Origin of the sequence: Rhizobium sp. BR 314, from assembly GCF_047445805.1 — a bacterium.
Lineage (GTDB): Bacteria > Pseudomonadota > Alphaproteobacteria > Rhizobiales > Rhizobiaceae > Rhizobium > Rhizobium lusitanum_B.
In genome coordinates this window covers 1-23,843 of record NZ_JARWLA010000055.1, presented here as the reverse complement: position 1 = coordinate 23,843, position 23,843 = coordinate 1, and the positions used below count along the sequence as shown (strand labels likewise).

The 23,843-nt window shown below is 57.3% G+C and carries 24 protein-coding genes and 2 pseudogenes; 10 read left to right on the top strand and 16 right to left on the bottom strand.

What is annotated here, in order from left to right; translation table 11 throughout:
- Positions 1 to 424: 424 nt before the first annotated feature.
- The 12 genes and pseudogenes from QD461_RS34080 to QD461_RS34025 form a co-directional block, all read right to left on the bottom strand.
- A complete protein-coding gene (locus QD461_RS34080; RefSeq protein WP_414091361.1) occupies positions 425 to 1,687 on the bottom strand; it encodes a Zn-dependent hydrolase in 1,263 nt (420 codons plus the stop codon).
- Complete coding sequence (locus QD461_RS34075; RefSeq protein WP_414091360.1) at positions 1,684 to 2,526, bottom strand: BtpA/SgcQ family protein; 843 nt, start codon at positions 2,524 to 2,526, stop codon at positions 1,684 to 1,686. The genes QD461_RS34080 and QD461_RS34075 overlap by 4 nt, the downstream gene beginning before the upstream one ends.
- On the bottom strand, positions 2,523 to 3,437 hold the full coding sequence (locus QD461_RS34070; RefSeq protein ID WP_414091359.1) for a ribokinase: 915 nt from the start codon (positions 3,435 to 3,437) through the stop codon (positions 2,523 to 2,525). Before QD461_RS34070 ends, QD461_RS34075 begins: the two co-directional genes overlap by 4 nt.
- 4 nt (positions 3,438 to 3,441) lie before the next feature.
- Positions 3,442 to 4,212 carry a glutamine amidotransferase gene (locus tag QD461_RS34065; RefSeq protein WP_184708856.1) on the bottom strand — a complete coding sequence of 257 codons (771 nt, stop codon included), beginning with the start codon at positions 4,210 to 4,212 and terminating at the stop codon, positions 3,442 to 3,444.
- Between the two features lie 28 nt (positions 4,213 to 4,240).
- The gene (locus QD461_RS34060; RefSeq protein ID WP_414091358.1) at positions 4,241 to 5,332 is read right to left on the bottom strand and encodes a phosphotriesterase; all 1,092 of its coding nucleotides are present in this window, start codon (positions 5,330 to 5,332) and stop codon (positions 4,241 to 4,243) included.
- Between the two features lie 3 nt (positions 5,333 to 5,335).
- Positions 5,336 to 6,343: an ABC transporter permease gene (locus QD461_RS34055; protein ID WP_414091364.1), complete on the bottom strand. Its 1,008-nt coding sequence runs from the start codon at positions 6,341 to 6,343 to the stop codon at positions 5,336 to 5,338.
- 2 nt (positions 6,344 to 6,345) lie between these two features.
- Positions 6,346 to 7,143, bottom strand: coding sequence for an ATP-binding cassette domain-containing protein (locus QD461_RS34050; RefSeq protein ID WP_414091357.1), 798 nt, complete (start codon positions 7,141 to 7,143; stop codon positions 6,346 to 6,348).
- 89 nt (positions 7,144 to 7,232) lie between these two features.
- Positions 7,233 to 8,174 carry a substrate-binding domain-containing protein gene (locus tag QD461_RS34045; protein ID WP_414091356.1) on the bottom strand — a complete coding sequence of 314 codons (942 nt, stop codon included), beginning with the start codon at positions 8,172 to 8,174 and terminating at the stop codon, positions 7,233 to 7,235.
- 121 nt (positions 8,175 to 8,295) lie between these two features.
- A complete protein-coding gene (locus QD461_RS34040) occupies positions 8,296 to 8,907 on the bottom strand; it encodes a cupin domain-containing protein (protein WP_184709044.1) in 612 nt (203 codons plus the stop codon).
- Positions 8,908 to 9,349: 442 nt separating this feature from the next.
- Positions 9,350 to 9,622, bottom strand: a pseudogene (locus QD461_RS34035) (3'-5' exonuclease); the annotation flags it as partial.
- 60 nt (positions 9,623 to 9,682) lie between these two features.
- Positions 9,683 to 9,997: pseudogene (locus tag QD461_RS34030) on the bottom strand (formate/nitrite transporter family protein); the annotation flags it as partial.
- Positions 9,998 to 10,596: 599 nt separating this feature from the next.
- Positions 10,597 to 11,637: an HpcH/HpaI aldolase family protein gene (locus tag QD461_RS34025; RefSeq protein ID WP_414091363.1), complete on the bottom strand. Its 1,041-nt coding sequence runs from the start codon at positions 11,635 to 11,637 to the stop codon at positions 10,597 to 10,599.
- Between QD461_RS34025 and QD461_RS34020 the strand changes: the two genes are divergently transcribed.
- From QD461_RS34020 to QD461_RS34010, 3 genes are all read left to right on the top strand, one after another.
- Positions 11,636 to 12,286 (top strand): flavin reductase family protein, encoded by a 651-nt coding sequence (locus QD461_RS34020; protein WP_414091355.1) that lies wholly within the window; start codon positions 11,636 to 11,638, stop codon positions 12,284 to 12,286. The two genes, QD461_RS34025 and QD461_RS34020, sit on opposite strands and share 2 nt — an antisense overlap.
- A gap of 10 nt (positions 12,287 to 12,296) precedes the next feature.
- On the top strand, positions 12,297 to 13,106 hold the full coding sequence (locus tag QD461_RS34015) for a hypothetical protein (RefSeq protein ID WP_414091354.1): 810 nt from the start codon (positions 12,297 to 12,299) through the stop codon (positions 13,104 to 13,106).
- An 81-nt stretch (positions 13,107 to 13,187) separates the two neighbouring features.
- Complete coding sequence (locus QD461_RS34010) at positions 13,188 to 14,066, top strand: amidohydrolase family protein (RefSeq protein ID WP_414091353.1); 879 nt, start codon at positions 13,188 to 13,190, stop codon at positions 14,064 to 14,066.
- A gap of 2 nt (positions 14,067 to 14,068) precedes the next feature.
- Here the strand turns inward: QD461_RS34010 and QD461_RS34005 are convergent, their stop codons facing one another.
- Positions 14,069 to 14,833: a DNA-binding transcriptional regulator gene (locus QD461_RS34005; protein WP_414091352.1), complete on the bottom strand. Its 765-nt coding sequence runs from the start codon at positions 14,831 to 14,833 to the stop codon at positions 14,069 to 14,071.
- Positions 14,834 to 15,112: 279 nt separating this feature from the next.
- On the opposite strand from QD461_RS34005, the gene QD461_RS34000 reads away from it, so the two are divergent.
- From QD461_RS34000 to QD461_RS33975, 6 genes are all read left to right on the top strand, one after another.
- A complete protein-coding gene (locus QD461_RS34000; protein ID WP_414091351.1) occupies positions 15,113 to 16,582 on the top strand; it encodes an aromatic amino acid lyase in 1,470 nt (489 codons plus the stop codon).
- Positions 16,583 to 16,673: 91 nt separating this feature from the next.
- Positions 16,674 to 17,714, top strand: a complete 1,041-nt coding sequence (locus QD461_RS33995; RefSeq protein ID WP_414091350.1) for an ABC transporter substrate-binding protein — start codon at positions 16,674 to 16,676, stop codon at positions 17,712 to 17,714.
- Positions 17,715 to 17,719: 5 nt separating this feature from the next.
- Positions 17,720 to 18,604 carry an ABC transporter permease gene (locus QD461_RS33990; protein WP_414091349.1) on the top strand — a complete coding sequence of 295 codons (885 nt, stop codon included), beginning with the start codon at positions 17,720 to 17,722 and terminating at the stop codon, positions 18,602 to 18,604.
- Positions 18,605 to 18,614: 10 nt separating this feature from the next.
- Positions 18,615 to 19,415 (top strand): ABC transporter permease, encoded by an 801-nt coding sequence (locus QD461_RS33985; RefSeq protein ID WP_184708879.1) that lies wholly within the window; start codon positions 18,615 to 18,617, stop codon positions 19,413 to 19,415.
- Positions 19,416 to 19,433: 18 nt separating this feature from the next.
- Positions 19,434 to 20,471, top strand: coding sequence for an ABC transporter ATP-binding protein (locus QD461_RS33980; protein WP_414091348.1), 1,038 nt, complete (start codon positions 19,434 to 19,436; stop codon positions 20,469 to 20,471).
- 234 nt (positions 20,472 to 20,705) lie between these two features.
- Positions 20,706 to 21,410, top strand: coding sequence for an IS6 family transposase (locus QD461_RS33975; RefSeq protein ID WP_414091347.1), 705 nt, complete (start codon positions 20,706 to 20,708; stop codon positions 21,408 to 21,410).
- A gap of 246 nt (positions 21,411 to 21,656) precedes the next feature.
- On the opposite strand, the gene QD461_RS33970 is transcribed toward QD461_RS33975, so the two are convergent.
- The 3 genes from QD461_RS33970 to QD461_RS33960 all read right to left on the bottom strand — a co-directional run bounded on the left by QD461_RS33970 (position 21,657) and on the right by QD461_RS33960 (position 23,465).
- Positions 21,657 to 22,151, bottom strand: a complete 495-nt coding sequence (locus QD461_RS33970; protein WP_414091346.1) for a hypothetical protein — start codon at positions 22,149 to 22,151, stop codon at positions 21,657 to 21,659.
- 85 nt (positions 22,152 to 22,236) lie between these two features.
- The gene (locus tag QD461_RS33965; RefSeq protein ID WP_414091345.1) at positions 22,237 to 23,130 is read right to left on the bottom strand and encodes a LysR substrate-binding domain-containing protein; all 894 of its coding nucleotides are present in this window, start codon (positions 23,128 to 23,130) and stop codon (positions 22,237 to 22,239) included.
- An 80-nt stretch (positions 23,131 to 23,210) separates the two neighbouring features.
- Positions 23,211 to 23,465 carry a type II toxin-antitoxin system VapB family antitoxin gene (locus QD461_RS33960; RefSeq protein ID WP_414091344.1) on the bottom strand — a complete coding sequence of 85 codons (255 nt, stop codon included), beginning with the start codon at positions 23,463 to 23,465 and terminating at the stop codon, positions 23,211 to 23,213.
- A gap of 261 nt (positions 23,466 to 23,726) precedes the next feature.
- Here QD461_RS33960 and QD461_RS33955 point away from each other — a divergent pair.
- Positions 23,727 to 23,843, top strand: a 117-nt coding sequence (locus QD461_RS33955) for a type II toxin-antitoxin system RelB/DinJ family antitoxin (protein WP_414091362.1), incomplete at its 3' end; no start/stop codon positions are given.

The following is a 23,843-nucleotide window of genomic DNA, read 5'->3' as shown; positions in this document are numbered from 1 at the left end:
ACGAAACAGGAAGATTATCGAGATTTGCCGGCGGGTGTAGCGGCGTAAGCCGACTACGAACAACGCCGGCAAGGAGGTGTGAGAAGTCGATGACCTGAATGGGCGCTTGATCGAACTGATCCGGATAGGGAAAACCAGCCGTCGCCTTTGTGCATTGAAGCTCGGGGCTAAGATTTGGACCCGATCCGCAGATCACCATACCGGCCGGCGGCTTCTGAAAGCGCCGTACAAAAAGGCCTGACAGAAGACCGCACTCGATCACACCTTCAGACGGTCAAAAAAAATTCTTGCACAACGGGCGGCAACCACAGAAGGCGACGCTACCTCTATCGTTGAGTTTAGTTGGCGAACCTTGGTCGCAAAGGGGGCGTAGACTCACATTTCTCAGTCGTTGTTCCAGTATCGCAGCTATCTTCGGCCAGTTCTAAGCGGATTTCACCGCTGCTCCCTGGGCCAGAGAAAGGGCCGTCTGAAGCAGAACTTTCGCGCCAGTTTCAATATTTTCCGAGCTAACGAACTCAGCCTCGTTATGGCTGATGCCATCGCGGCACGGAACGAAGATCATCGCAGCCGGCGCCACGCGGCTGACAAAGAGTGCATCGTGGAATGCTCCTGAGACCAGCTTCATGAGGGGAATGTCGAGACTCTCACACGCGTTTTCAATTACCTTAACAATGGCAGCGTCAAACGTACCCGGTGCCATATCGAAGCGCTTTTCGATGTGTGCATCGAGTGCGTGGTCCTCGGCCGACGCTCGGCATTCTGCGATGACCCGCGCTTCAATGGAAGCAAGCACGTCTTCTTCCGGATGGCGAATGTCGATCGTGAAGGTGACCTTGCTCGGGATGACATTGACTGAACTGGGTTCGACGGTCATGCGGCCGACCGTTAGTCGCGCCAGCGGATCAGCCGGCATGACGGCCTGCTGGAGGCGCGCAATAGCGGTGATCGCCGCCGCCAGGGGGTCCTTGCGGAATTCCAGTGGCGTTGTGCCGGCGTGGGCCGCCTCGCCGGTAAAGGTAATCTCCAGCCATTTGGTCCCCTGTACGCCGGTAACGATGCCGATCGGCACGCCTGCGCGTTCTAGTACAGGACCCTGCTCGATATGGACTTCAACGAAGGCCGAGATGGAATGACCAATTGGCTGTACTCTGGCCTCCGGCAGGGCATTTAATGTTGCCGCAAGTTCATCACCGAATCTTGCTCCCTCGACGCCACGTATGTCCTGCCACCCGGCTATGTCGCCAACATCGACAAAGGCCATCGAACCCATGCAGCCTGGAGAGAAGCGGCTGCCTTCCTCGTTGGTCCAGGACACGACTTCCACAGCCCGCTCGGTGATAACGCCGGCATCCTCCAGAGCCTCCAGCACTTCGAAGGCAGACAGTGTACCAAGTGCGCCGTCGAACCGGCCCCCAGTAGGCTGACTATCGAGGTGGCTGCCGATCAGAACGGGCGGAAGCGAAGGATTGGATCCGTCGCGCCGGATGAAAAGATTGGCAACTGCGTCTTGATGGATGGAAAATCCGCGCCCCGCTGCCAAATCCGCCAGCCGCTTACGCGCTGCGCGATCTTCCGTGCTCAGCGCCTGGCGGTTCACTCCGCCTGCTGGGGTCGCCCCGATTGTGGCAAACTCGGCAATGCGCTGCAGCAGTCGAGGCGCACTAATGTTGGGGCATGAATTCATCGACGGATCCCTGCCACGAACTTTGTCACTCGTTGCGGATCGACCGCATTCCACCAAACTCCATCATACTTCAGAGAGCTTGCGACGATTACGCCATCGGCAACTGAGAGGATGTCGTTGACATTGTCGGGTGTAACGCCACTGCCGACGAGCGTCGGCAGGCCGGATGCCCGCTTGATCATGCCGATATAGCCAAGATCGGCCGCGTGCCCCGTGCGCTGACCGGTCGCTATGACGACATCTGCGTCGAAGAAGACAATATCTTTGACTTGTTCTTCAACCGGGCGATCTGCAACGATCGCATGTGCGCCGTGCTTGACATGTGCATCCGCAAAAATTCGGATGCCGCCGGCTCTGAGCCGTGAACGATAGCGCATAGCCCGCGCCGCCTCGCCTTCGATAAAGCCCTCATTGGCGACATAGGCATTGGCCCATTGATTGACACGCACGAAACCGGCGCCGGCAGCACTGGCGATTGCCAAAGCGGGTATAGCGGCGTTGGCGAGGACATTGATACCGATCGGCCGCCCAAGTTCGCGCCTGATGCGGTCGGAAACAACAGCCATGTAGGCGGAGGTTTCTGGACCGATATCGTCCGGTTTCGAAAAGGGGATATCACCATGGTTTTCAATGATGACGGCATCGCAGCCGCCCGCAAGGTAGCTACGCGCATCATCGAGCCCGCGCTGGTAAACCAGCTCAATATCATCGCCCGAATAACGTGGTGCACCCGGCAAGGGCGCCAAATGGACGACGCCGATGATCGTCTTCTCGCGACCGAAAAGCTCGATGAGCGCGTTACCCGAAGTTTGGCCGATTGGCTTTGCCGTTCCTGTCATGTGTTTTCCAGTTCCGATATTTTCAAGAGTTCCGAAAATTCCGCCCTAGTGGGATAGGCGGCCAGTGTTCCAAGCCGACCCACCGCCATGGCCGCAGCCTTCGATGCTACTGTTGCGGCATGAATCAGTTTTTTTCCCTGCCCCAGCAATCCGGCGACTGTGCCGGCAAAACAGTCACCGGCGCCGCTGGTATCGACAACCACTGTCCTCTGCGCCGGCAGCCGGATCGGGCCAGCGCCCTTTGAATCGAGGACCAGGCTCCCATCGCCCGCGAGGGTGATGATCACATCTGCAACGCCCATCTCCACGAGCCTGCATGCCGCGTGTTCGGGTTCGACGACCCCTGTCAGTGTCGAAGCCTCCCCCTGATTGACGATGACGAGATCGACATCGGTGAGGTCGTTAACCCGCCGTTCCGGCAAAGGGCTCGGATTGAACACCGTCATAAGTCCCGATCGCTTGGCGCGATGTAGGCAGGCAGTTGTTGTGTCCCAGGAGAGATTGCCCTGCAGCAGAAGAATTTCGCCCTCCTGCCATCTCGCCTGAATATCCGTATTCGAGAGCGGATCGAATGCACGTGCACACTCGACTGCACTGACAATGGCATTCTCGCCGGCGTCGTCGATCAGGATCGTCGATTGATCGGTCCGATGGGGAAGACGGATTAGTCGGTCGGTACCGAGATCGACCTGCAACATTTGGATCAGCCGATCCGCCAGCGCGTCATTCCCGAGGGCGGACCATAGATAGACATCCGCGCCGCATCGCGCTGCCGCAACCGCTTGGTTGGCGCCCTTGCCCCCGAGTCCCTCGATCGCCGTCAGCGCGTTAAGCGTTTCGCCCGGCCGCGGCAGGTGCGGCAGGCGAAAGCTTGTGTCTAGGCAGACGTTGCCGACGACATGGAGGGGCATGGCATCAATCCTTCGTCGTCGCCCAAGCCAGCATCTGCTCGAATAGAGTCTTGTAGCCGTTCCAGGCGATGAACTCCGGCGGCAGCCAGTGCGGACCGACATCCGACGTCCAGACAAGCGACTTTCCGGCGCCATAGGTGCCGGTCACCAGCAGCGGCAGCGAACCATACTCGCCCGACACGGATGCCAGCACTTCGGCGCCCTGCTTGACGGTGACTTCATTGAAGCCGAGCAGATAAGGCCAGTCGCCGCCCAGGCCCTTGAGGATCGGATGCGCCGTATCGCCGGTCACAACAGGCGTAAAGCCCTCCGGAACTTCGACGCGGTCGTCCACCGCCATGCAGGTAACCGGCAGCACATCCTCGACCGGTGTCTTGCGATAACGGGCGCCGCCATTGATGCCCTGGAAGCTGTAATAGCCGCCGAACATCAGCAGTGCTCCGCCCTTCGCCACATAATCGCGCAGGAGTTTCAGCCGGTTCGGCGTGCGCTTGGAATGGATCCAGGTATCGGGATGCAAAAGCAGCGTGTTGGCGCCGATATCCGACAGAACGATCGCCGAATATTCGTCAAGCGCCTCCGCCGTCAGCGGAAAGTCCCGCTGGGCCTCATGCGCCGGCATGAAGGTGACGTCAAAGGCACTGTCCTTCAGCGCCTTCAGCAGCTCATCGGCACCGGTATGATAGGTGACCGTCGGAAACTGGTCGAAACCCTTGATGTGGGTCGCGGTAGAAATCCATGACTCACCCGCGAGGAGAACTTTTTTCTTGCTCATATCTGCTCCTTGTCTGCGCCTGCGGCGATCAAGCCGAGGCGGAAAATACCGATTGGGGGTTGGAGATCAGCATTTTATCGATTGACTGCTGATCGACGCCGAGGCGTTTCAGCCGCGGCAGGAAATGTTTGAGAATGTAACCGTAGCCAAAGCCGCCGTAGCGGGTCAGCATCATCTTGAGGAATACGTCCTGCGACAGCAGCAGCCGATCGGCAAAACCCATGTCGACGAGCGTTCCTATCGCCCTGGCATTTTCCTCGTCGGAAGGCGATTGGGCGTCTTGATCGGCATAGTAGTAATCCATGCCGATCATGTCGTATTCCAAAAAGGCCCCGCGCTCGGCAAGGTTCATCTGGTACCGGAGGTCATTGTGGCTGGGATTCATATGGCAGAGGACGGTGTGGCGCAGATCCGCACCCTCTTCTTCCACCATATCGAGTACCCGATGGGCTAGGCGCTCCCAACCCGGCAGATGGATCGACAACGGCAGGCCTGTCAGCCGCGATGCCCTTGCTGACGCCCGCAGCGACTTCTGCTCCTCGGCGGTAAAATCCTTGCTGACGCCAACTTCCCCGATGATGCCGGCCATGATCTCCGGCTGCGTTTCGCCGCCGCCGACATCATTGATGATGAAGGCCGTGACCTCATCGATATCCATATCCTTCAGCCACTCGGGATGGGTGTGCTCAAGATAGAACCCCGTTCCCATGATGATCTTCAAGCCTGATAGTCTTGCAATACGGCGCAGTTGTTCAGCGTCGCGCCCTATGCCGAAATTGGTGGTTTCCACCACAGTGTTGCCGCCAAGTTTCTGGAAGCGGCCGAGCTCTGCGAGCGCTAGGTCGGCATCATCAAGCGAGACGTTGTCGCGGTTCATGTAAGGGTTCATTCGCAGATCGCCGATGATCTCTATGCCGAGCGGCTGTTCCGCGATGGCGCGCTCATCGGGATGGCAAGGGCACTTCCAGGAACGGGCGCCGTCGAGGAAGATATGCTCGTGCATCAAGGTCACGCCCATTTCGGAGACCGGGATTGGCCCCAGCACAGTCATAGCGCATCCCGTCTGCACGCCGATGGCGTGACGTGTCTTTGCTGTCTCGGGAAAAAGATGGTCCAGCATCGCTCAACGGCTCCTGACCGCGCCTTTGAACAGGCGAAAGTTGAGCCAGATCGCCACCAGGATGATCACCCCGGTCACGATCGGCGTGAAGAAGGGCGACATGTGCGACAGGATGAGACCATTGGCGATAACGGCCACGGTGAGCGCACCAAGCACAGTGCCGACGACCGATCCACGCCCGCCAAACAGGCTGGTGCCGCCCAGCACCACGGCCGCTATGACATCGAGTTCGAACCCCTGGCCGGAGTTGGACGAGCCCGATCCCAATCGTGCCGCGAGGATGACGCCGGCGATTGAGGCTGCAACCCCCGAGATCACATAGACGAACAGTGTCACTTGCCGCGTATTGACGCCGGCACGCCGCACCGCTTCAGCATTGGCGCCGATGCCGGTCACGTAGCGGCCGAAGGGCGTCTCATTGAAGGTGACATAGGCTGCGGCAAGAATGACGACCGCAATCAGCGCCGGCGCAGGAATGCCAAAGAACCATGCTTGACCTATGGCAGTGAACGGGCTTTCCGGATTGACGGGGATGGAATAACCGCCGGTAATGAGAAGCGCCAGACCGCGGATGACGGAAAGCCCGGCAAGCGTCACGATGAAGGCAGGAATACGCTCATAGGCAATGAAATAGCCCTGGATCAGACCGGTTACCACACCGAGCATCAGCATCAGCAGCACGGTCAGCGGCCAGGGAATGCCAACCTGCAGGCATGCGGCCGAGAGCGTCGCGGCCAGAGCCAACACCGAGCCTACAGAGAGATCGATTCCACCCGTGGTGATCACAAAGGTCATCGCCGCAGCGACGATCAGGAGCGGCGCCGATTGCCTGACGACGTTCAACAAATTCGGTGCCGTCAGAAAGACGTTGGTGAAAAGCGAAAAGAAGATGCAGACGGCAATGAAGAATAGCGCAATCGACACAATGCCGCCATTGGCCATGGCCTTGTCGTAAAGGCGCGCCTTGCGCATGCGGGTCGACTGCCCGGTTTGGGTATGAGAAGAGGTCATGGTCATGTGGAAACGCCTCGATCTGGAGATGGGCCGGCGGAGCGCGCGGCGAACTTGCGGCCGACGATCAGGTTGACGACCTCTTCGATATTCGTGTCTTCGATCTGGCGCTCGGCGACATTCTGGCCCTCATACATCACCTGAATCCGGTCGCAGACCAGAAACAAATCCTGCAGACGATGGGTGATCAGGATGACACTGACGCCACGGGCGCTGACGGTGCGAATGAGCTCGAGGACGGCTTCGACTTCGGCGACCGCCAGCGCCGCCGTCGGTTCATCCATGATCAGCACCGATGGATTGAACGAAGCGGCGCGCCCGATCGCGATCGACTGGCGTTGACCACCCGACAGATTTTCGACTTTCAGCCGCGTATCGGGAATGACGATACCGAGCCCTTCAAGCATGTGGCGGGCGCGTTCATGCATCGTCTTCTTGTCGAGCATCGGGATGCCCGCAAGCCTCCATTTGGGCTCTCGCCCAAGAAAGAGGTTGCCTGCCACATCGACCGAGTCACATAGCGACAGATCCTGATAGACCATCTCGACATGAGCCGCCCGGGCATCCGCCGGCGAGGTAAAGGAAACTGGCCGGCCATCAATTTCGATTGTTCCCGAATCCGGGACGACCGCGCCGGACAGCACCTTGCTCAAGGTGGACTTACCGGCGCCGTTGTCGCCGACGAGGCCGAGAACCTCGCCTGGTTTCAAGGTCAACGATACATTGTCCAGCGACTGCATCGTGCCATAGCGTTTGGAAATACCGGTCATCCTGACGCGGTAGGTATCAGCATTTGTCATCTCACTGCTGCCTTGCGGAAATGGCTTAAGCCATAATGCCATAACGTCACGGCCGAGACGATCGGCCATGACGTGACGAGAGGTCGGGGTTACTTGAACATGCCCCGAAACTTGTCGACATTTTCCTTGGTGACGATGGTCACCGGCACGTTGATGATCGGGTCGATCTTCTCACCCTTCTTGACTTTGACCAAAGCCTCGACCGCTGCCTTGCCTTCGCCGGCCGGATCTTGCTGGATTACCGCGGTGACCCAACCCTGATCGATGCCTTCGACCGCCTGCTTGGTCAGATCCCAGCCGAATACCTTGACGCTGCCGGTCTTTCCCTGGCTGGTCACGGCGGCAACGGCGCCGAGCAATGCCGGTTCGCCGGTTGCATAGAGCGTCGTCATATCCGGATTGGCGGTAATAAGGTTTTCGGCAGCGCTGAGCGCCACGTCCTGGACATTCTGGCCATCGACCGTATCGAGGAACGTGACCTTCTGCTCGCTTGCCTTGACGGCTGCCTTGAAGCCATCGAGACGCTGGTTCTGGATGAAGGAGTTGAGCGCGCCGACGACGCCGAGCTTTGCGCTGCCGTTCAGCTTGCCCTTGACGTAATCGGAATAAAACTTGCCGATCTCTCCGCCGGCCTTGGTGTTGTCGACACCGACAAAGGCGATATTGTCGCCATTCGGAATTTGTGCGTCGATCGCGATGACCGGGATACCGGCCTTCTTGGCAGCGGTAATTGCCGGTTTTACGCCATTGACGTCGATGGCAACCAGAATAATGCCATCGACTTTCTGGGTGATGTAGTTCTCGATCGCATCATTTTGCGCGCTGGGCACATTGTTTGCGTTGAAGATGACGAGATCGACGCCGGCCTTTTTTGCCGCCTCCTTGGCACCGTCATTGATCTGGTTGAAGAACAGGGCTTGCTGGTTGATGGTCACCAGCGCCAGCGTATCGGCCAGAGCCGAACTTGCATTGAGGCCGAGGGCAATGGTTGCGCCAAGTGCGCAACCAAACAAATATTTCTTGAGATGCATAATCGTTCCCCATGTTTTTGGATTGCATAGGGAGTATTCAAGTAACTTGAATTCTTGTCAAGTGACTTGAATTGATGATTCTGAAGAGGGCTTGCGTCTGCTCCGATTGGATCGGCAGGAACTAGAAAGTCGCTGGCGTATTCACCCAGAAGATGCTGGCTCGTTCCGAGCCAACGTTACGATACCAGTGGGGTAGTTCGGAGTTGAAAACAAAACTGTCGCCATGAGAAAGCCGGAAGGTACGCTCGCCGACCATAAGCTCAACTTCACCTGCAAGGACGTAACCGACCTCTTCGCCGATATGCTGGATCGGTCCGGCACTCTGACCGCCGGCCTCAATATGATGGATGTTGCATTGCAGCAGGTGGCCTTGGGAATAGGGGATAATTCGTTCCAGAGAGATGCCTTCCCCCCTGCGTAGAGGATCCAGGCCGATTAGCGGCCTCGTTCCAGATCGGAACACGATACCCTCTTCGCCATCGGTTTCCTCGAACATCCAGCCGATATTAGTGCCGAGAACGCCGACAAGCCGATGAAGCATCGGCAAAGAGGGAGATGCCTTGCCGTTCTCGATCTTGGACAGCAAACTTTCCGAGCAATCTGCAGCCAAAGCGAGCGCCTTGAGTGTCAATCCTCGTGTTTGCCGGGCAAGCTTAAGGCGGCCCCCGAGCCGCACCGGATTGCTCAGTATCTTTTCGCCGTCTTCTCCCGATCCGCGTGGGGATTCGATCATGTTCATGGTTTTGACATCGCTGTTATTAAAGCTGAAGCTTAACGCCTGCCCATTGCCTCTGTCTAGGCAATTGGTTGTCGTCTCTTGAGACCGATGACGCAGTTTGTGCCAAGGTCACTACCATCGCAACTGGAGTGGCCAAGACGTATTTCCCTAAGCGGAGCGTCGCAAAGGCATCGAACTCGAAGCAGGGCAGGGTACATCCACGGGCTCCGATCATCCTCACAATGACCGTGCTCCGAGGGGTTGCCGCAACTCTCCCCCTGAGAATTCATGGGTGGCGAAAACGTAGGTATGTGAGCCGCGCAAGCTGCGGCCCTGCTTGAACTGACACTCGCCAGTCGCGAGTGGCACCATACTCTGGCCGCAAAATTTGCGGTCAGGCTCCATGCGACCGAGGAATCTCCGGCCTCAGTACCTCACAAGAGGTGTCCCCTGTCGGCTAGCTTCGGCTCCTGAACCGATCGAAAGCCGTCAGTCGCTGGACCGGCGGATCAGCCTCGTCCCAGCGATAGATATCGCTTCGCACGAACCGTAGCTCATCCTCCATCGCTTCTTCAGCGACTTCGATCCACCATGATTTCAGGCGGCCGTCGCTGCCGTCGGACCAGCGATAACCCCTTGCCTTCAGGCGGTCCTTTTGATCAAAGGGCGAATTTTCCGCAAAGATGCGTACCCGCGACTGCTTGCTTGCCTCATATAGCTCGGCAAAGGGCGCGAAGATGGGGATCCGCCAAAAGATCAGTAAGGCCCTGACGGCGGCACTTTCGGTTCGCCCATCCACTCGGATAGCTAGACAGACGAGCCAATTGCACAAGATTCCGCGGGCAAAGAGCGCAGGCGACCCTGTCGACATTTTGGCCGCGACAGCAGCGAAGGATGACTGACTGCCGTCGCTGAGCAACATGCCGCCGCCTGCAAGATGAAAAAGCCGAGAAAGCACCATTGCGCCGAGGATTCTGCAAGCCCACGAAGCGGCCCAAACGAGGACTATTTCCGCGATCCTGGCGCGTCGCGTCAGCACGGCGAGCGGCATATACATTGCGGTTCCAGTAAATAGTTCGGAACCCGCGAAGACGGCGATGGTCAACGCCGACGAAACGACGGCGCCTATCAAAAGATGAACCTAAGCTGGATCAGCGTGCGCCCCAGCGGCAAACATGAGTATGTCGCCAGCGCCGATATAGGCGCCGGCCATCGCTGTTCCTACCAGGAAAGCAAGCAGTTGCTCACGCAGATGAGCGCCTTGTGTTTGGCTGATGCAGCAAAGCTGACAATGGACTCTTGGTACATCCTCGCTCCTCGTTCTATCACCGGAACGAACCGAAAGCGTCGTCGGCTGATGGGGCGATGCTAATCGTCTGACGATGCGGGCAAAATCATGCTTTAGACTGGGTGTTCCAACCTGCCGCCATGAATTGAGATGCGGCATCAGCAATGCCGATCATAACTCGTGTCATGATTATCGAATTGGATCGGATAGTTTCACTTTCTGAACTATCGACGAACGACCCCATTGCATGGCTTGCAGCAGGAGATAGCAACCCGAAACTCCACGCCCTATGAATTACGTCGGTCTTTGTCGCGGTAATGCGCTGAACCAGCATCAGATGCGTCCGATTTATTGGTTCCAAGCATGGTGGGCACCGCATCGCCATAGCATAGTATGCAGAATTGAGACGGGGCTCTTCAGAGAGAGCCACGTTTGTCCCTGGCAAGCCATGATAATCCGCCCATCATATCTCGGGCGGCATTTCGAAGCATGCCCTGATCAGAGGACACGATGAAGGAAGACACGCCCTTGGTCGCCAAAGGTTCAATATCCGGGCCGGTCTCAACCATCATCCATACGGACTTGCCGGCGCGACGGACAGCATCAATGATCCTGTCGACCGCCGACACGATCGTGGGATGGTCTCTTGAGCCCGCGCCATAGGCAACAGTCAGATCTCCGCGGCCGATGAACACCGCGTCCAGCCCCTCGACGGAGACGATGTCATCGATGTTGTCAACACCGGCGGGATCTTCGATCATGGCAATTGCCGCCACGCCGGCGTCCGCTTCTCCAACATGTTTCCACATGGGTTTGGCGCCATAACCGCCCGCACGTGTCACGGCAGAGAAACCACGACGGCCGCCTCGGTAGCGACATGCAGCGACCAGCTCCTTTGCCCGACCAGCGCTATCGATGTGCGGGGCGAGAATGCCGGCAGCGCCGCAATCCAGAGCTGAAAGTATGCCGTCTGGTGCCAGGGCGGGCACTCTGACGATCCCCGATACCCCAGATGCCTTGCAGGCGAGGAGAGCCAAATCTGTCGCTGCGCGGTCGAACACTCCGTGCTCTTGATCTATGACGACAAAATCGAAACCCGCTCCCGCCAATATCTCGATCGAAGATGGACCGGAAATCTTGACGAAGGTGCCTAGCAGCCTTTGATGGTCTGCAATACGTGCTCTTAAGGTAAGATGAGGATTTGGTTCATCCATTCTCGTACTCCAGGATGCCGCTGAACTCTGAAAGTCAGGAATACACCTCGTGGCCGGGAGCGTGTCCGATTTCTGGCAGCATTTCAGCAGTTGAAACGACGATATTCTCAACTTGTCCTGAAATATCGACTTGCATAGCGTCCGCCAAAACGATGCCAAGCCCCATGGATCGGTTGCAAAATGGTCTCGGACGATGAGATCACCGCGCGAGCCGGGCATCGCCTCAGCTGGAGAGTTGTTCATGCCCAATACCGAGCCCGTCTTTGTCGACATCGCGCTGAAAGCCTACAAGCGAGGCATTTTGAACGCGATTATTGCCCCGCGACCGATAGGCTGGATGAGTACGGTGGATAGTGAAGGGAATGCCAACCTGGCCCCCTATTCCTACTTCAACATCATGTCCAACGAGCCGCCGATCCTCGCATTCTCCTGCAACACGCCGGAGGATCGTACCGCGAAAGACACACTAAAAAACGTCCGTGAGACCGGTGAGTTCGTATTCAACCTGGTGAGCTACGACCTTGTCAAAGAGATGAATATGACGTCCGCGCCAATCCCGGCCGGAATGGACGAGTTCGAGTATGCCGGGCTCGAAAAGGCGAATTGCATCTATGTGAAGGCACCGCGCGTGGCCCGATCGCCGGCCGCTCTGGAATGCAAGGTCATCGAGATTGTCAGGCTGATCGACGAAACGGGCAACGCCAACGTCAACGTCACCTTCGGCAAGGTGGTCGGCATGCACATTCAGCCCGGCTTCCTTGAGGAGGGTGGGTATTTCAATACGGCTCTCGCACAGCCCGTAACGCGTTTGGGCGGTGCCGAATATGCCATTTCCCAACCAAGCTTCGAGCTGCAGCGACAGTTTACCCGCGCCGACGAGGCCACCTACTGAGGTTCGAGCAATGATTTTACGCCCCGTTTCGCTCTCGTATTTCGCCAAGACGCCCGCCCCAAGTTCAATCATTCGAGGCCAGAATTTCACGGTCGAATGTGTCACGGGTGCCGATGGCGCGGACGATTTCATTCATAGCGATCATGAAACCATCCTCCTCATTCCCGAAAGCGAAGCGACGCTGACGATGGACTCCGAAACTGTGGAGATCGAAAGCCGGTCCATCGCCGTCGTGCCGGCCGGCGCGTTCCAACTTCACCTACCGTTCGGTGCAAGGGCGTTTGCCCTGACGACCGGCCGCCGAGATATGGACCCTCGCAGCGTCGTTAATGCCGATGACTATCGGTTGCTCGATGGGCGTGTGATCCCGGTGGCAAAACCAATGGTGCGGTTGGAGAAGGATGCCAATCGCATTCGCGTCTATTCGGTGGATGAGATCCCCTTTCCCGAAGGAAATCCCAGGCTGAAGTTCTTTCAGAGTTCGACGATGAGTATCAACTGGGTCGAATATGAAGGACAGCGGGACCGGACGAAATTGTCGCCGCACGCGCATGAGGATTTCGAGCAGGGGTCTCTCGCGATTGCAGGTGATTTCGTACACCATATCCGTACGCCATGGGTGTCCAATGCCGAGGAATGGCGCGAGGATCAGCACATCGAGGCTTCGGCTGGCAGTATGGCGATTATTCCTCCCGAACTCATCCACACAACCGAGGGCGTCGGACCAGGGCGTCATATCTTGATTGACGTATTCGCCCCGCCGCGGGCGGACTTCATCACAAAGGGCTGGGTATTCAATGCGGGCGATTACCAGGCTTGATCAGGCAATCGAGTCTTTCGTTTGCCGAGGAACCCACATCCCGGATCAGCAAACGACCTTCGTTCAGATGGAGACGCCCCAATGGCGGCCGAAACGCGGATAAATCAGCCCGTCCTCGAACATGGCGTTTGTGATTGCCACGTTCACGTCTTTGACGATCCGCGGGCGTTTCCGTTCGAGACTACCCCGGCCTATGCGCCACCTTTCTCGCCGGCAAGCGCCCTCATAACGAACGCTGATCAGTCAGGCGTGTCACACGTCGTCCTCGTCCAGCCGACGCCCTATGGACGAAATCTTGATCTGATGAGGGCGACGTTGAAGGCGCTGGGTTCCAGGGCCAGGGGTGTCGGCGTGGCCGATGCTTCGTGTGGCGTAGAAGGTCTCGCCGCTCTCAAGGAGGAGGGGGTCTCCGGGTTGCGGTTTGTCGAGAACCTGCTGCCCGACGGCAGCCGCATGCCGGGAACCGTGCCCCTCGATACTTTTCTCCAGAAGCTTGCGCCGGCTTTGGCGGAGATTCGTATGCATGCGGAGGTGTGGGCGCCGCTCTCGGTGATGCTCGAGCAGTGGCTTGCCGTGGAGAGGGCGAAAGTTCCGATTGTACTCGATCACATGGGCGGATTCGATCCTCAACTTGGTCTCGGGCATCCGCATTTCCAGCGCCTTCTCGGCTTGCTGAGAGATGGAGCCGTTTGGGTCAAGCTGGCCGTATGCCGGCGCGGGGCCGGCATTGGCTATGATGCAATCCGGCCCTTTCATGATGCGTTGGTGGAAGCAAATAGCGAGCGTCTTCTATGGGCTACCGACTTCCCGTTCGTACGGTTCGCCGGGACGCCACCGACGAGCGCTCAATTGTTGGCTCTGTTCGAAACCTGGGTTACCGACAGCGAGTTGAGGAAGCGCATCCTGTTGCGCAATCCCGTTGAACGATACGGATTTGAAGCTTCTTTGGCTCAACGTTGACCCTACGGCGTTTGCAGCTGTGCCTCAATTGCGGTGACCGTTTCGCGGAGGGCTTCGATGATGGTTTTCCGATTTTGGTTTCCGCGCAAGGCAGACCTGAAATAGGTGACGCCGAATGTCGCGAGCACGCGTTCTCCAGACCGGATTGGAAAAGCGATCGTGCCTGAGCTCCTCGGTTCGAGCTCGGGGTTTCGCTCCGCAAAGCCTTTCGCTCGCGTGCGCGAGATCATCCTTTCGAAAGTGCTGTCACTTATCTGGCTGTTTTCCGGATCCTTGGAAGCCCGCATGACATCGCGCAGAATTCGCTGCTCCTCCGGCGGACAGAAACAGAGATAGGCTCGGCCGAGTGCGCGGCCGCCTAGACTTAGTCGGCGACCGAGCGAGGCGTGGAAGGGCGAAATCGGACTATCCGGAATGGTGCTATAGTTGATCACGACCGCATCGATATCCAGGGTGCAGATGGCGCAGGGCCACAAGATTTCCTTGGTCAGCCTGTCGGCGAAAGAGCGCGATACCTCGATGACTTTGGGAGCGCCGTGAAACCCGGAGCTCAAATTCGCGATTGCCGACGTTACGTGATATCCGCGCGTTTTCTCGTCCTGATTCACATATCCAGCCGCGATCAGCGTTTGCAAAAGCCGTACGACTGTCGGCTTCGGAATGCCGGTTCGGGAATGTATCTCCTTTACGCCCACGAGACCGCCTTGGTTTACGGTTGCAAGAACTGCAAGAGCTTTCGTCACCGCTTGAACAGGCGCGAACGTCATCTAAACCTCCCATCGTCGATAAGACCGTACGAACTGACAAGTCATACGCTCAAATCGGTCTTCCGATCTCGATTAGATCTTTCCCCCAACGCCACGCAAGGGCGGTGTGATCGGATCGGTGCTCGTTTCATTGTTTGAAACGCATCGATTATGCAGTTGTCCGCAGTCGTTGAATGGCCTACCCATCGACCACGATAGCGCATGAGGTGAATCTCGGCGGCGCAAGAGGGTGAAAGTCCCGCACAGATCATTCCACGGTAAGGCAGGCGGCCGTTCCATATGCAATCATTGCGCCAAGATATCGTCGAGATTACCGGCCAGCACCTTGCGATGGAGCAGGTCGTTTCCGTATCCCGAAACGGTTCCAAGATCACACTAAGTCCCGACGCGATCGAGCGCATGGCGCGCGGCCGCAGCATCCTGGAAGAGGCGATCGCGCGCGGCGAAAGAATATATGGCGCGACCACCAGTGTCGGGCCGAAGACTACCGCCAGCATCAGTCAGGCAAACACCGCCGAATTCAGCCGGCGCTTGCTTCGTACCCATAATGCAGGGCATGGGCCGCTGGCAGCCAAGGATGTTACGCGCGCCACCGTACTCAATCTTCTCAATTCGTTGGCAAGCGGCACCACGGGCGCAAGGCCGGTTCTGGCAGAACGCCTGGTGGATGCGCTGAACGCCGATCGGCCGATTGCCATGCATCTTTGGGGATCCATGGGGCAGAGCGATATGTCATCGATGGCCGACGTCGCCCTGGCTGTCTTCGACGATATCGATCTCGAGGCCGGGGAGGCTCTCGCGCTCCTCAATTCGAGCGCCATGTCGACGGCAGTTGCCGTGCTTTCCTTCGTCGATCTTCATCGCCTGCTGCAGCTTTCGACCCTCGTTGGCGCGCTTAGCATGGAAGGGTACGCTGCCAATCCTTCTACCGTTTCCGAGATCGCGCTACGGTCTCGTCCATTCGACGGTCTTGATCGGCACGGCTCGGCGATCAGAAAATATATCGAGGGCAGTTATATCCTTTCGGCCGGCGGTCCTCGAAATCTGCAGGATCCCTTATGTTTCCGCTCGATGGCGCTGATCCACGGCGCCGCCGAGGATAGTCTCGCCTTTTCGAGGCAGCAGATAGGGCGCGAGCTGAACGCGAGTCAGGGCAACCCGGTGGTATCGCTGGAACATGGCAGTCTCGCTGCGGTGGCAAACTTCGATATGGTTACGCTTTGCATGGCGCTCGACGTGATGCGGCTTGCCTTCGCCCCGGTTTTCACCAGCTCGACCGAGAGGCTTGCAAAGCTCGTCGACACGACATGGTCCGGCCTTGCGATCGGCCTCATCGAGGAAGACGGCATCGGTGCCCCCGGCTTCAATGGGGTCGCGCTTTTCCATAAGTCGATTACATCGGAAGCGAGGCTCTTGACGGCCCCCTTGGCTGGCGAGCTGGCAAGCTCAAGCCATTCGAACGGCGTGATGGATCGGGCGTCCCTCGCTGCGCTGGGCGGCCGGCGTGGATTGGAACTGGCACAGTTGGGCACCTCTATCGTTGCCATGGAGCTTATCGTCGCCGCACAGGCCGCCGAGTTGCGTGGACGGACGCCGCTTGGAAATGTCACAGGGCAGTTGTTTGCCTTTGCGCGGCAGACGATACCCTTCGCCGCGGCAGGGCAAAGGCCGCCGAACGTGCAGCCTCTACTGGAGCAATTGCAAAGCAATCGCGATGCGGTCGATTGCATGATTGCAGCGAGCAATTAGCCGGAGGCGGCCCGGCGAGCGATGGAGGTTTCGTGCGTAAGGTGCGCGCGACGTGGTCCGGAAAATATATACAAAGAAGGAGGAGGAACTCATGTTGAAGATAAGAAACTCGTTGTTTGCCGCGCTCATTGGCGCCACGAGCGCGGTCGTCGCGCTCGACCAGGTGCGCGCAGAGGACAAGTCTCTGACCTTCGTTTCCTATCAGGGCACCCTGCAGGATTCGCAGATCAAGGCTTGGCAGCAACCCTATACTGCGAGCAAGAACGTTCAGTTCGAAAACGATTCACCACCCGACGGCGCGAAGCTGAAGGCGATGGTCGAAGCCGGCGCGGTTTCATGGGATGTCATGGATCAGGGCGCTGCCTTCGCCGAGCAGAACTGTGGTAAGCTTCTAGAAAAGCTCGATTTTTCTAAGATCGATACCTCGCAGTTTCCCGAGGGTTCCGTGAGTGATTGCGGTTTGCCTGTCTATTTCTTTGCCCTGACATTCGTCTACAATACCGAGAAATATAAGGATCATCCGCCCACCAAGCTCGCCGATTTCTTCGATTTAAAAAACTTCCCCGGAACGCGCGTATTACCGCCCGACATCAGCCTCGGCACGTTGGAATATGCCCTCATGGCGGACGGTGTTGATTCCAAGAACCTCTATCCGATCGATGTGGATCGCGCGCTCAAGAAGCTCGATACGATCAAATCGTCGATTATCTTCACCAAAACGAATGGCGCGCTGCAGCAGGCCCTCGTCGACGGTCAGGCCGATATGGGGTTTGCCGTGACCGGCCGCGTCATGGCGTCTGCCAAGGCCGGCGCGCCGATCGCTCCGGTCTGGGACAAGACGATCCTCGGCTGGGATTCACTGATCGTCCCGAAGGGCACTGCAAATCTTGCGACGGCGATGGATTTCGTCCAGTTCGTCTCGCATCCCGAACAGAATAAGCGCTTTGCCGAACTGGCAGGCGTCATCGCTGCGACAAGCAAGGCGACGCCAGACTACTCCGACCTCAACAAGACCTTCAATCCGCGTCTGCATGACGAAACCGGAGACAAGGTACTGCTTTCCAATGTGAAATGGTGGTCGGCGAATCTCAACTCAGTCATCGCCAAGGTCACTCCCTGGATGTCCCGATAGGTCAAATGATGGAAGCAGTTATCGACAACCGCGCCTCTGAAGGACGGAAGATCACGGTGGCGCCAATCAATGTTGCTGTCTGGCTGCTGCTTCCATCGACCGTTCTCCTGCTCGCGACCTTCCTCTATCCGTTGTTTTCCATCGCGGTTAGGAGCTTTACCGACCCTGAGTTCGGGTTGCAGAATTACACATCGCTCCTGACCGACGACATCTCCATCATCATCATTTTGAGAACCCTGCGTATCGCTGCCATCGTTGCGGTCGTAACGCTGCTCATAGGGTTTCCCTATGCTTACATGTTGACGCTGGTCACACCCCGAATGCGCGCCGTTCTGATGACGGTTGCGCTGCTGCCATTCTGGACCTCGGCTATCGCTCGGAGCTTCGCGTGGACATTGTTGATGCAGCGGGGCGGCCTGATTGAAACGGCCTTCTCCTGGGTCGGCTTGCCCGGCATGGTGCTGGTCCGCACATCGGCCGGCGTGACGATCGCGATGGCGCAGGTGCTGCTGCCTTACATGATCCTGCCGCTCTATAGCAACATGCGCGGGATCGACCGGCGCTTATTGGACGCCGCAGCCTCCATGGGCTCGCCGAGATGGCACGCATTTCTGGAAATCTATCTGCCTTTGTCATTGCCCGGTATACTTGCCGGCCTGTCGCTCATTTTTGTTATCGCTCTTGGCTTCTACGTTACCCCTGCGATCCTCGGGTCACCACAGGAGGCGCTTGTTTCGCAGCTCATCGCGACGCGCGTCGATACATTGCTCGACTTTGGGGGCGCCGGCGCACTTGCCGTTATCGTTCTGATTATCGCCGCAGCACTGATGGCGCTGATCAGCCGGCTGAATGCCCGTCTCGATCTGCAACCCAATACGGCTGGAAAGTGAGGTGAGGACGATGTCTCCTTTCTCGACGCGTCGCGAAGGCGGCCCCGGCCTCTTCCTGCGGCTCATGACGCTGCTGACGGCGATCCTGATTGTCCTGCCGACATTCGTGGTTATTCCGGCGAGCTTCACCGCTGGCGAGACATTACAATTCCCACCGCGGGAATGGTCACTGCGGTGGTATGAAAACTTCTTCACATCGCGCGTTTGGCTTTCGTCTCTGCTGCAGTCGCTGCAGATCGCCTCACTTACGGCGATTTTGGCCACCGTTCTCGGTGTCGCCGCGGCGATCGGGTTGACGCGCATTCGCCGCAGGACGGGTGCGGCCTTAAGAGTTTTCTTTTCGCTCCCGTTGACTGTCCCGAGTGTGGTGATCGGGATCGCCATATATGCCGTATTCCTCAAGTGGCATCTTGCCGGCACCCTGTCGGGCCTCGTTCTTGCGCATACCGCGCTTGCCATCCCATTCGTCATCACGACGGTTGCCGCCAGCCTCACTGGTTATGATAACACGCTCGATCTTGCGTCATCCAGTCTGGGGGCCGGAAGTGTCACGACGCTTTTGCGGATCAAGATTCCGCTGCTTGCGCCCGGCGTGATTTCAGGTTTCCTCTTCGCATTCGTCAGTTCCTTCGACGAGTTTGTCGTTGCCCTCTTCCTGCAGACTCCAAAACTCAGAACGCTGCCGGTCCAGATGTACAACTCGATCGCCCTTGACATGGATCCAACCATATCTGCCGCCTCCAGTGTGATTGTCGTCGCAACGACGCTTATCTTCCTGTTCGTCTCGCTCAGAGCCGGCAACAAGTTGTAGAAACGCGGTTCCGTAAGAATGATGAAAAAGCACTCGATCAAAATCTCAAACGCAACCCGTTACTATCCGGGTGCTGCAAAGCCCGCTATCGACGATATTTCGCTCGACATTGCGCCTGGCGAGTTCATGACGTTTCTGGGGCCGAGTGGTTCCGGCAAGACAACGCTGCTGTCCATTATCGCCGGTTTCGTTGGCCTGAATGCCGGCTCGGTCGAAATCGATGGCCAGGACATCACCAACCTCAAGCCGCACAAGCGCGACCTCGGGGTCGTCTTTCAGCAATACGCGCTTTTCCCGCATATGACAGTGTTTCAGAACATCGCCTATCCGCTTCGTCAAAGGGGAGTTTCGAAGGCGGAAATCGAAACCAGGGTGAAGCATGTGCTCGACCTCGTGCAACTTGGCGACTTCGCGCATCGACTGCCGCGGCAGCTTTCGGGCGGACAGCAACAGCGTGTTGCACTGGCGCGCGCCGTTGTCTACGAGCCGAGAGCATTGTTGCTTGACGAGCCGCTGGGCGCCCTTGATAAGCGCCTGCGCGATCGCTTGCAGCTTGAGATCGCTCGTATGCACCGTGAGCTTGGGATGACATTCGTGTTTGTGACGCACGATCAGGAGGAAGCGCTTACGCTCTCCGACCGCATCGCGGTTTTCAACAACGGGAAAATAACGCAGGTCGGCACGCCGACGGAATTGTATCGCAGTCCGAATTCCTTGTTCGTCGCGAAATTCCTCGGAGAATCCAACATTATGGAGGGATCAAGCCGGGGAACGAATGTTATTGTTCGCCCAGAGCATATTCACCTGAAGAAGCCGACCAGCAAGCTTGGCGAAAACGAGCTTTCAAAAGCCGCAAGAATTACAGAGATCGCCTTCGCGGGTGCTCACATCAAAGTGGGATTGGCGTTCTCCGGTGGAGAGACGGGTTTGTCTCTGATCACTGCCGGGAATCCACTACAGCTCCAGCGCGGCGAAGAAGTGCTCGCCGTGTGGAGCAGGGCAAATCAGCACACCGTCATGAATGATGACCAAGTCGCCGCTGCGTCCAAAAGCTGATTTTCTATGTGGTGTTTAGTAGGCGGGTGTCCATGTTGACGCTTGAACCGCGAGTATTGGCTTACGAGGCGGTGGTGGGTTGTGCTTTTTGCTCCGGGGAGGAGCCTCACTAACGGCATTTTTTACGAGAATGAACCGTGCCGGCCTCGTCAGAGGCCATTCGCTTTAGTTATACGATCTCGCGGCGTTGTCACATAAACGAGCCGTCAGTGAATTGTGCATAGAGACGGTGGGATGAAGAGTGCTGCCATCAGCTACAAAGGTCACTGTTTCCCGCAACAGATCATCGCTCATGCGGTATGGCTGTATTTCCGGTTCCCTTTGATGCTGCGGATGGTCGAGGAAATGCTGTTGGAGCGCGGCATTGTCGTTTCTTACGAAACGATCCGTCGATGGGGTCGAAAATTCGGGGCGGCTTACGTCAATCGGTTGCGCAGAAAGAAGCCATCGCGAAACGATATCTGGCATTTGGACGAGGCCGTGATTTCTATCGGCTGCCGAAAACATTGGCTTTGGCGTGCCGTCGACCAGAACGGTTACGTTCTCGACGAGATCGTCCAGGCCCGCCGGGATACCAACGCTGCCAAGCGATTGCTGATCAGGCTGCTGAAGGAGCAAGGCCTCGCGCCGAGGCGGATCGTCACTGACAAGCTACATTCATATGGAGCGGCAAGACGGGATGTGATGTCTACCGTCGAACATCGCACGCACAAGGGCCTGAACAATCGCGCAGAGAATTCTCACGGGCCACTTCGAAAACGAGAACGGATGATGCAGGGATTTCGATCTCCTGGCGGATTGCAACGCTTCATTTCAGTCTTCTCAGCACTTCGAAACCTCTTCGTCCCACCGCACTCGAAACGCTCCGCCCTCGCCACCCACATCCATCGCATCCGCGCCATGGCGCACTGGAAAACCGTGACCGGCGCAACAGCCTGATTTCACTGACAACCGCCTTGTCCGCCTGCGCGTGAAACAACGTGACGTCGCTCCTTCATCGCCTATCAAGTTCCACGTTCCGTTAACTGTACGATGCCGGTGGACAGACCGAGAGGCCTTAGATTCTTACCGGCAACAAGGATGGTCCACCACAGTAATTGGGGCTAGGACAGGGGTAGTTCAGAATCCTGCGTCTAGGTAGAACAAGGAGTGGACATCTTGACCAAGGGTCTGCCAAGCTAATGGTTAGAAGCATCGTGCAGGGCTGTACGGACCAGAGAACCCATCCCGGAAATATTGTCGTTTCTCATCGGTGACACCATCATCCTTTAGCTGAAGTTGATAGTCCGCAATCCCGACGATTAAAACAGTTTCATCGCACATGAGAACAACCCTTATGGAATGGCCTTCGGTGGTTGTCCAGGCGTCTATTGTGGCCTCGGGTCCATGGATAATCGGCGGTTTGGTGGGTGAAGCATAGGTATTGAGGTAGGTTTGGAAAGCGGCCTCGGCCGCTTGTATTCCAACCGGGTCTGCCGGATAAGTCTCTTGCAATTGGATTGAATAGACGATGCCCTTGGTTGTAAGAATTGCGCTTATTGCTCGATTGCCGATCTTGACGTCCACCATGCTGGCGTGAGGAAGTCCTGCTGTATCCGCATTTGCCCGTACCTCGCTTTGAAGAAGACGGGCGATCTGGTCTCTCGTCATGCCAATATGCAATTCGCCAGACGGTGTCATAATCGACTGAGCCTCCGCTGAATGACCGGCAAGCGCTAACATAAGAGAGCATGCGGCCAAAACCGAAACTGCGCGGAGGGTTGCACTAAGCTGATCTAGGAGGTGGAACTTCATTTCTTACCCGCATAATGGTTCGACGGCTTGTTTTAAATTTTCGAGCGATTGCGGAAATGCTCAGCCCGGCCGCGTCGCGATATACGGACTCGTGGAACATATCGACGTGTTGATCAATCCAGTGATCGTGATGCGGGCCGTTGTAAGCTCTAACCCCGCGACCTGCCGCCACGAGTTGAAGCATCATTTCAGTCGTCTCGACATTCCGGTGGTGGCGCAGGCGACAATTGGCAGGCACCAGGAATTGCGTGAACACATCCAGCCGCTCCGGCGGTACAGGATAGGTGAACAGCGTCTCATCGAGCAGGTCCGCAGCTTCGGCATGGCGTTTCAGCGCCAGCGGATGATCGGCCGGAACGGCAAGCACCAGTTCGTAGTCGAACACCGGCAGATAGTGAATGCCGGGCATCTCGATCGGATCCGGTGTAATCAAGATGTCAATTTCGTATCCCGTCAGAGCCGCCGCGCCGCCGAAGGCAAATGATGTCGTCAATTCCAGGCCCACATCCGGCCATTCCATGAGATAGGGCTTTGTGACACCCATCAGCCACTGGTGGCAAGGATGACATTCCATGCCGATCTTGAGCGAACCTCGCTGGCCGTGGCGATAATCCGACAGGACATCCTCAGCCCTCTCGATCTGGGGAAGAACGCGCTGCGCCAGCGTCACAATATAGCGGCCGGCCTCGGTGAGACGAAGGTTGCGGCCATCCTTTTCCCACATCGCCACGCCAAATCGTTCTTCCAGCTTGCGGATTGTGTGGCTGAGAGCGGACTGGGAGACGTTCAGCCGCTCAGCTGCAGCCGTCAGACTGCCCAGGCGGTCGACTTCACGCAGGATCGAGAGATGTTGCCTATCCAGCATGCTTATGCCCGCCCATTGTCAAATTGAGCGATTTCCGCCGGGGCGTTATCGTGCACCGAAAGCGGACGTATCGATGACCATCAGGTCGGCAACCCATTTTCGTCATAGCCGAGGATTTCGTCGGCGCTGCGCGTATCCAGAATGGGAAGCGATTTCCAACGACGGCGGCTTGCTGCCAGATCTTCAAGCAGTGCAGCTTTCTGAACTTCGGAACTCAGTCGGTTCAGCCGCTCGATGAGTGCCGTGCGAGTGGCAACGGTAATACTTTCGCCGGTTTTGACGGAGAGCGCCCGTGCAAGGCGTTCCGTTTCAGCGTCTTTGATGCTCAGGGCCATGGTAGGTGCATTTCTACCTAGATAGGATGTTGACACCGAGATAGCTCATAGCCGATCAAAATGCACGAAAATCGTTCTGATGTACTGAATTGGCGGCTGGGGTCGCGGCACCGCTCATCATGCGGCGATAGCGTTGTTGGCCAAATTTCCAGTAGATCCTGACTGTGAATCGGATCCGAAACCTAACCCTTTGCCTAGGAAGCCCAACGTGTCGATCTGCTTATGTATGCATTACAGCCGGTTTTTCAGCTGGAGATAACTATGGCTTCGAACGCACTCGTTCAAACTCGCATTGATGCTGAGGTTCGAGATCGCGCCTCTGCGGTGCTTGAAAGCATGGGTCTTACGGTGTCGGACGCAGTTCGTATCCTACTCACC

Excerpts from the sequence above, each read along its gene's own strand:
- QD461_RS34080 (WP_414091361.1), bottom strand. The coding sequence starts at position 1,687 with ATGAATTCATGCCCCAACATTAGTGCGCCTCGACTGCTGCAGCGCATT.
- QD461_RS34075 (WP_414091360.1), bottom strand. The coding sequence starts at position 2,526 with ATGACAGGAACGGCAAAGCCAATCGGCCAAACTTCGGGTAACGCGCTC.
- QD461_RS34070 (WP_414091359.1), bottom strand. The coding sequence starts at position 3,437 with ATGCCCCTCCATGTCGTCGGCAACGTCTGCCTAGACACAAGCTTTCGC.
- QD461_RS34065 (WP_184708856.1), bottom strand. The coding sequence starts at position 4,212 with ATGAGCAAGAAAAAAGTTCTCCTCGCGGGTGAGTCATGGATTTCTACC.
- QD461_RS34060 (WP_414091358.1), bottom strand. The coding sequence starts at position 5,332 with ATGCTGGACCATCTTTTTCCCGAGACAGCAAAGACACGTCACGCCATC.
- QD461_RS34055 (WP_414091364.1), bottom strand. The coding sequence starts at position 6,343 with ATGACCTCTTCTCATACCCAAACCGGGCAGTCGACCCGCATGCGCAAG.
- QD461_RS34050 (WP_414091357.1), bottom strand. The coding sequence starts at position 7,143 with ATGACAAATGCTGATACCTACCGCGTCAGGATGACCGGTATTTCCAAA.
- QD461_RS34045 (WP_414091356.1), bottom strand. The coding sequence starts at position 8,174 with ATGCATCTCAAGAAATATTTGTTTGGTTGCGCACTTGGCGCAACCATT.
- QD461_RS34040 (WP_184709044.1), bottom strand. The coding sequence starts at position 8,907 with ATGATCGAATCCCCACGCGGATCGGGAGAAGACGGCGAAAAGATACTG.
- QD461_RS34020 (WP_414091355.1), top strand. The coding sequence starts at position 11,636 with ATGCCCAATACCGAGCCCGTCTTTGTCGACATCGCGCTGAAAGCCTAC.
- QD461_RS34025 (WP_414091363.1), bottom strand. The coding sequence starts at position 11,637 with ATGAACAACTCTCCAGCTGAGGCGATGCCCGGCTCGCGCGGTGATCTC.
- QD461_RS34015 (WP_414091354.1), top strand. The coding sequence starts at position 12,297 with ATGATTTTACGCCCCGTTTCGCTCTCGTATTTCGCCAAGACGCCCGCC.
- QD461_RS34010 (WP_414091353.1), top strand. The coding sequence starts at position 13,188 with ATGGCGGCCGAAACGCGGATAAATCAGCCCGTCCTCGAACATGGCGTT.
- QD461_RS34005 (WP_414091352.1), bottom strand. The coding sequence starts at position 14,833 with ATGACGTTCGCGCCTGTTCAAGCGGTGACGAAAGCTCTTGCAGTTCTT.
- QD461_RS34000 (WP_414091351.1), top strand. The coding sequence starts at position 15,113 with ATGCAATCATTGCGCCAAGATATCGTCGAGATTACCGGCCAGCACCTT.
- QD461_RS33995 (WP_414091350.1), top strand. The coding sequence starts at position 16,674 with ATGTTGAAGATAAGAAACTCGTTGTTTGCCGCGCTCATTGGCGCCACG.
- QD461_RS33990 (WP_414091349.1), top strand. The coding sequence starts at position 17,720 with ATGATGGAAGCAGTTATCGACAACCGCGCCTCTGAAGGACGGAAGATC.
- QD461_RS33985 (WP_184708879.1), top strand. The coding sequence starts at position 18,615 with ATGTCTCCTTTCTCGACGCGTCGCGAAGGCGGCCCCGGCCTCTTCCTG.
- QD461_RS33980 (WP_414091348.1), top strand. The coding sequence starts at position 19,434 with ATGATGAAAAAGCACTCGATCAAAATCTCAAACGCAACCCGTTACTAT.
- QD461_RS33975 (WP_414091347.1), top strand. The coding sequence starts at position 20,706 with ATGAAGAGTGCTGCCATCAGCTACAAAGGTCACTGTTTCCCGCAACAG.
- QD461_RS33970 (WP_414091346.1), bottom strand. The coding sequence starts at position 22,151 with ATGACACCGTCTGGCGAATTGCATATTGGCATGACGAGAGACCAGATC.
- QD461_RS33965 (WP_414091345.1), bottom strand. The coding sequence starts at position 23,130 with ATGCTGGATAGGCAACATCTCTCGATCCTGCGTGAAGTCGACCGCCTG.
- QD461_RS33960 (WP_414091344.1), bottom strand. The coding sequence starts at position 23,465 with ATGGCCCTGAGCATCAAAGACGCTGAAACGGAACGCCTTGCACGGGCG.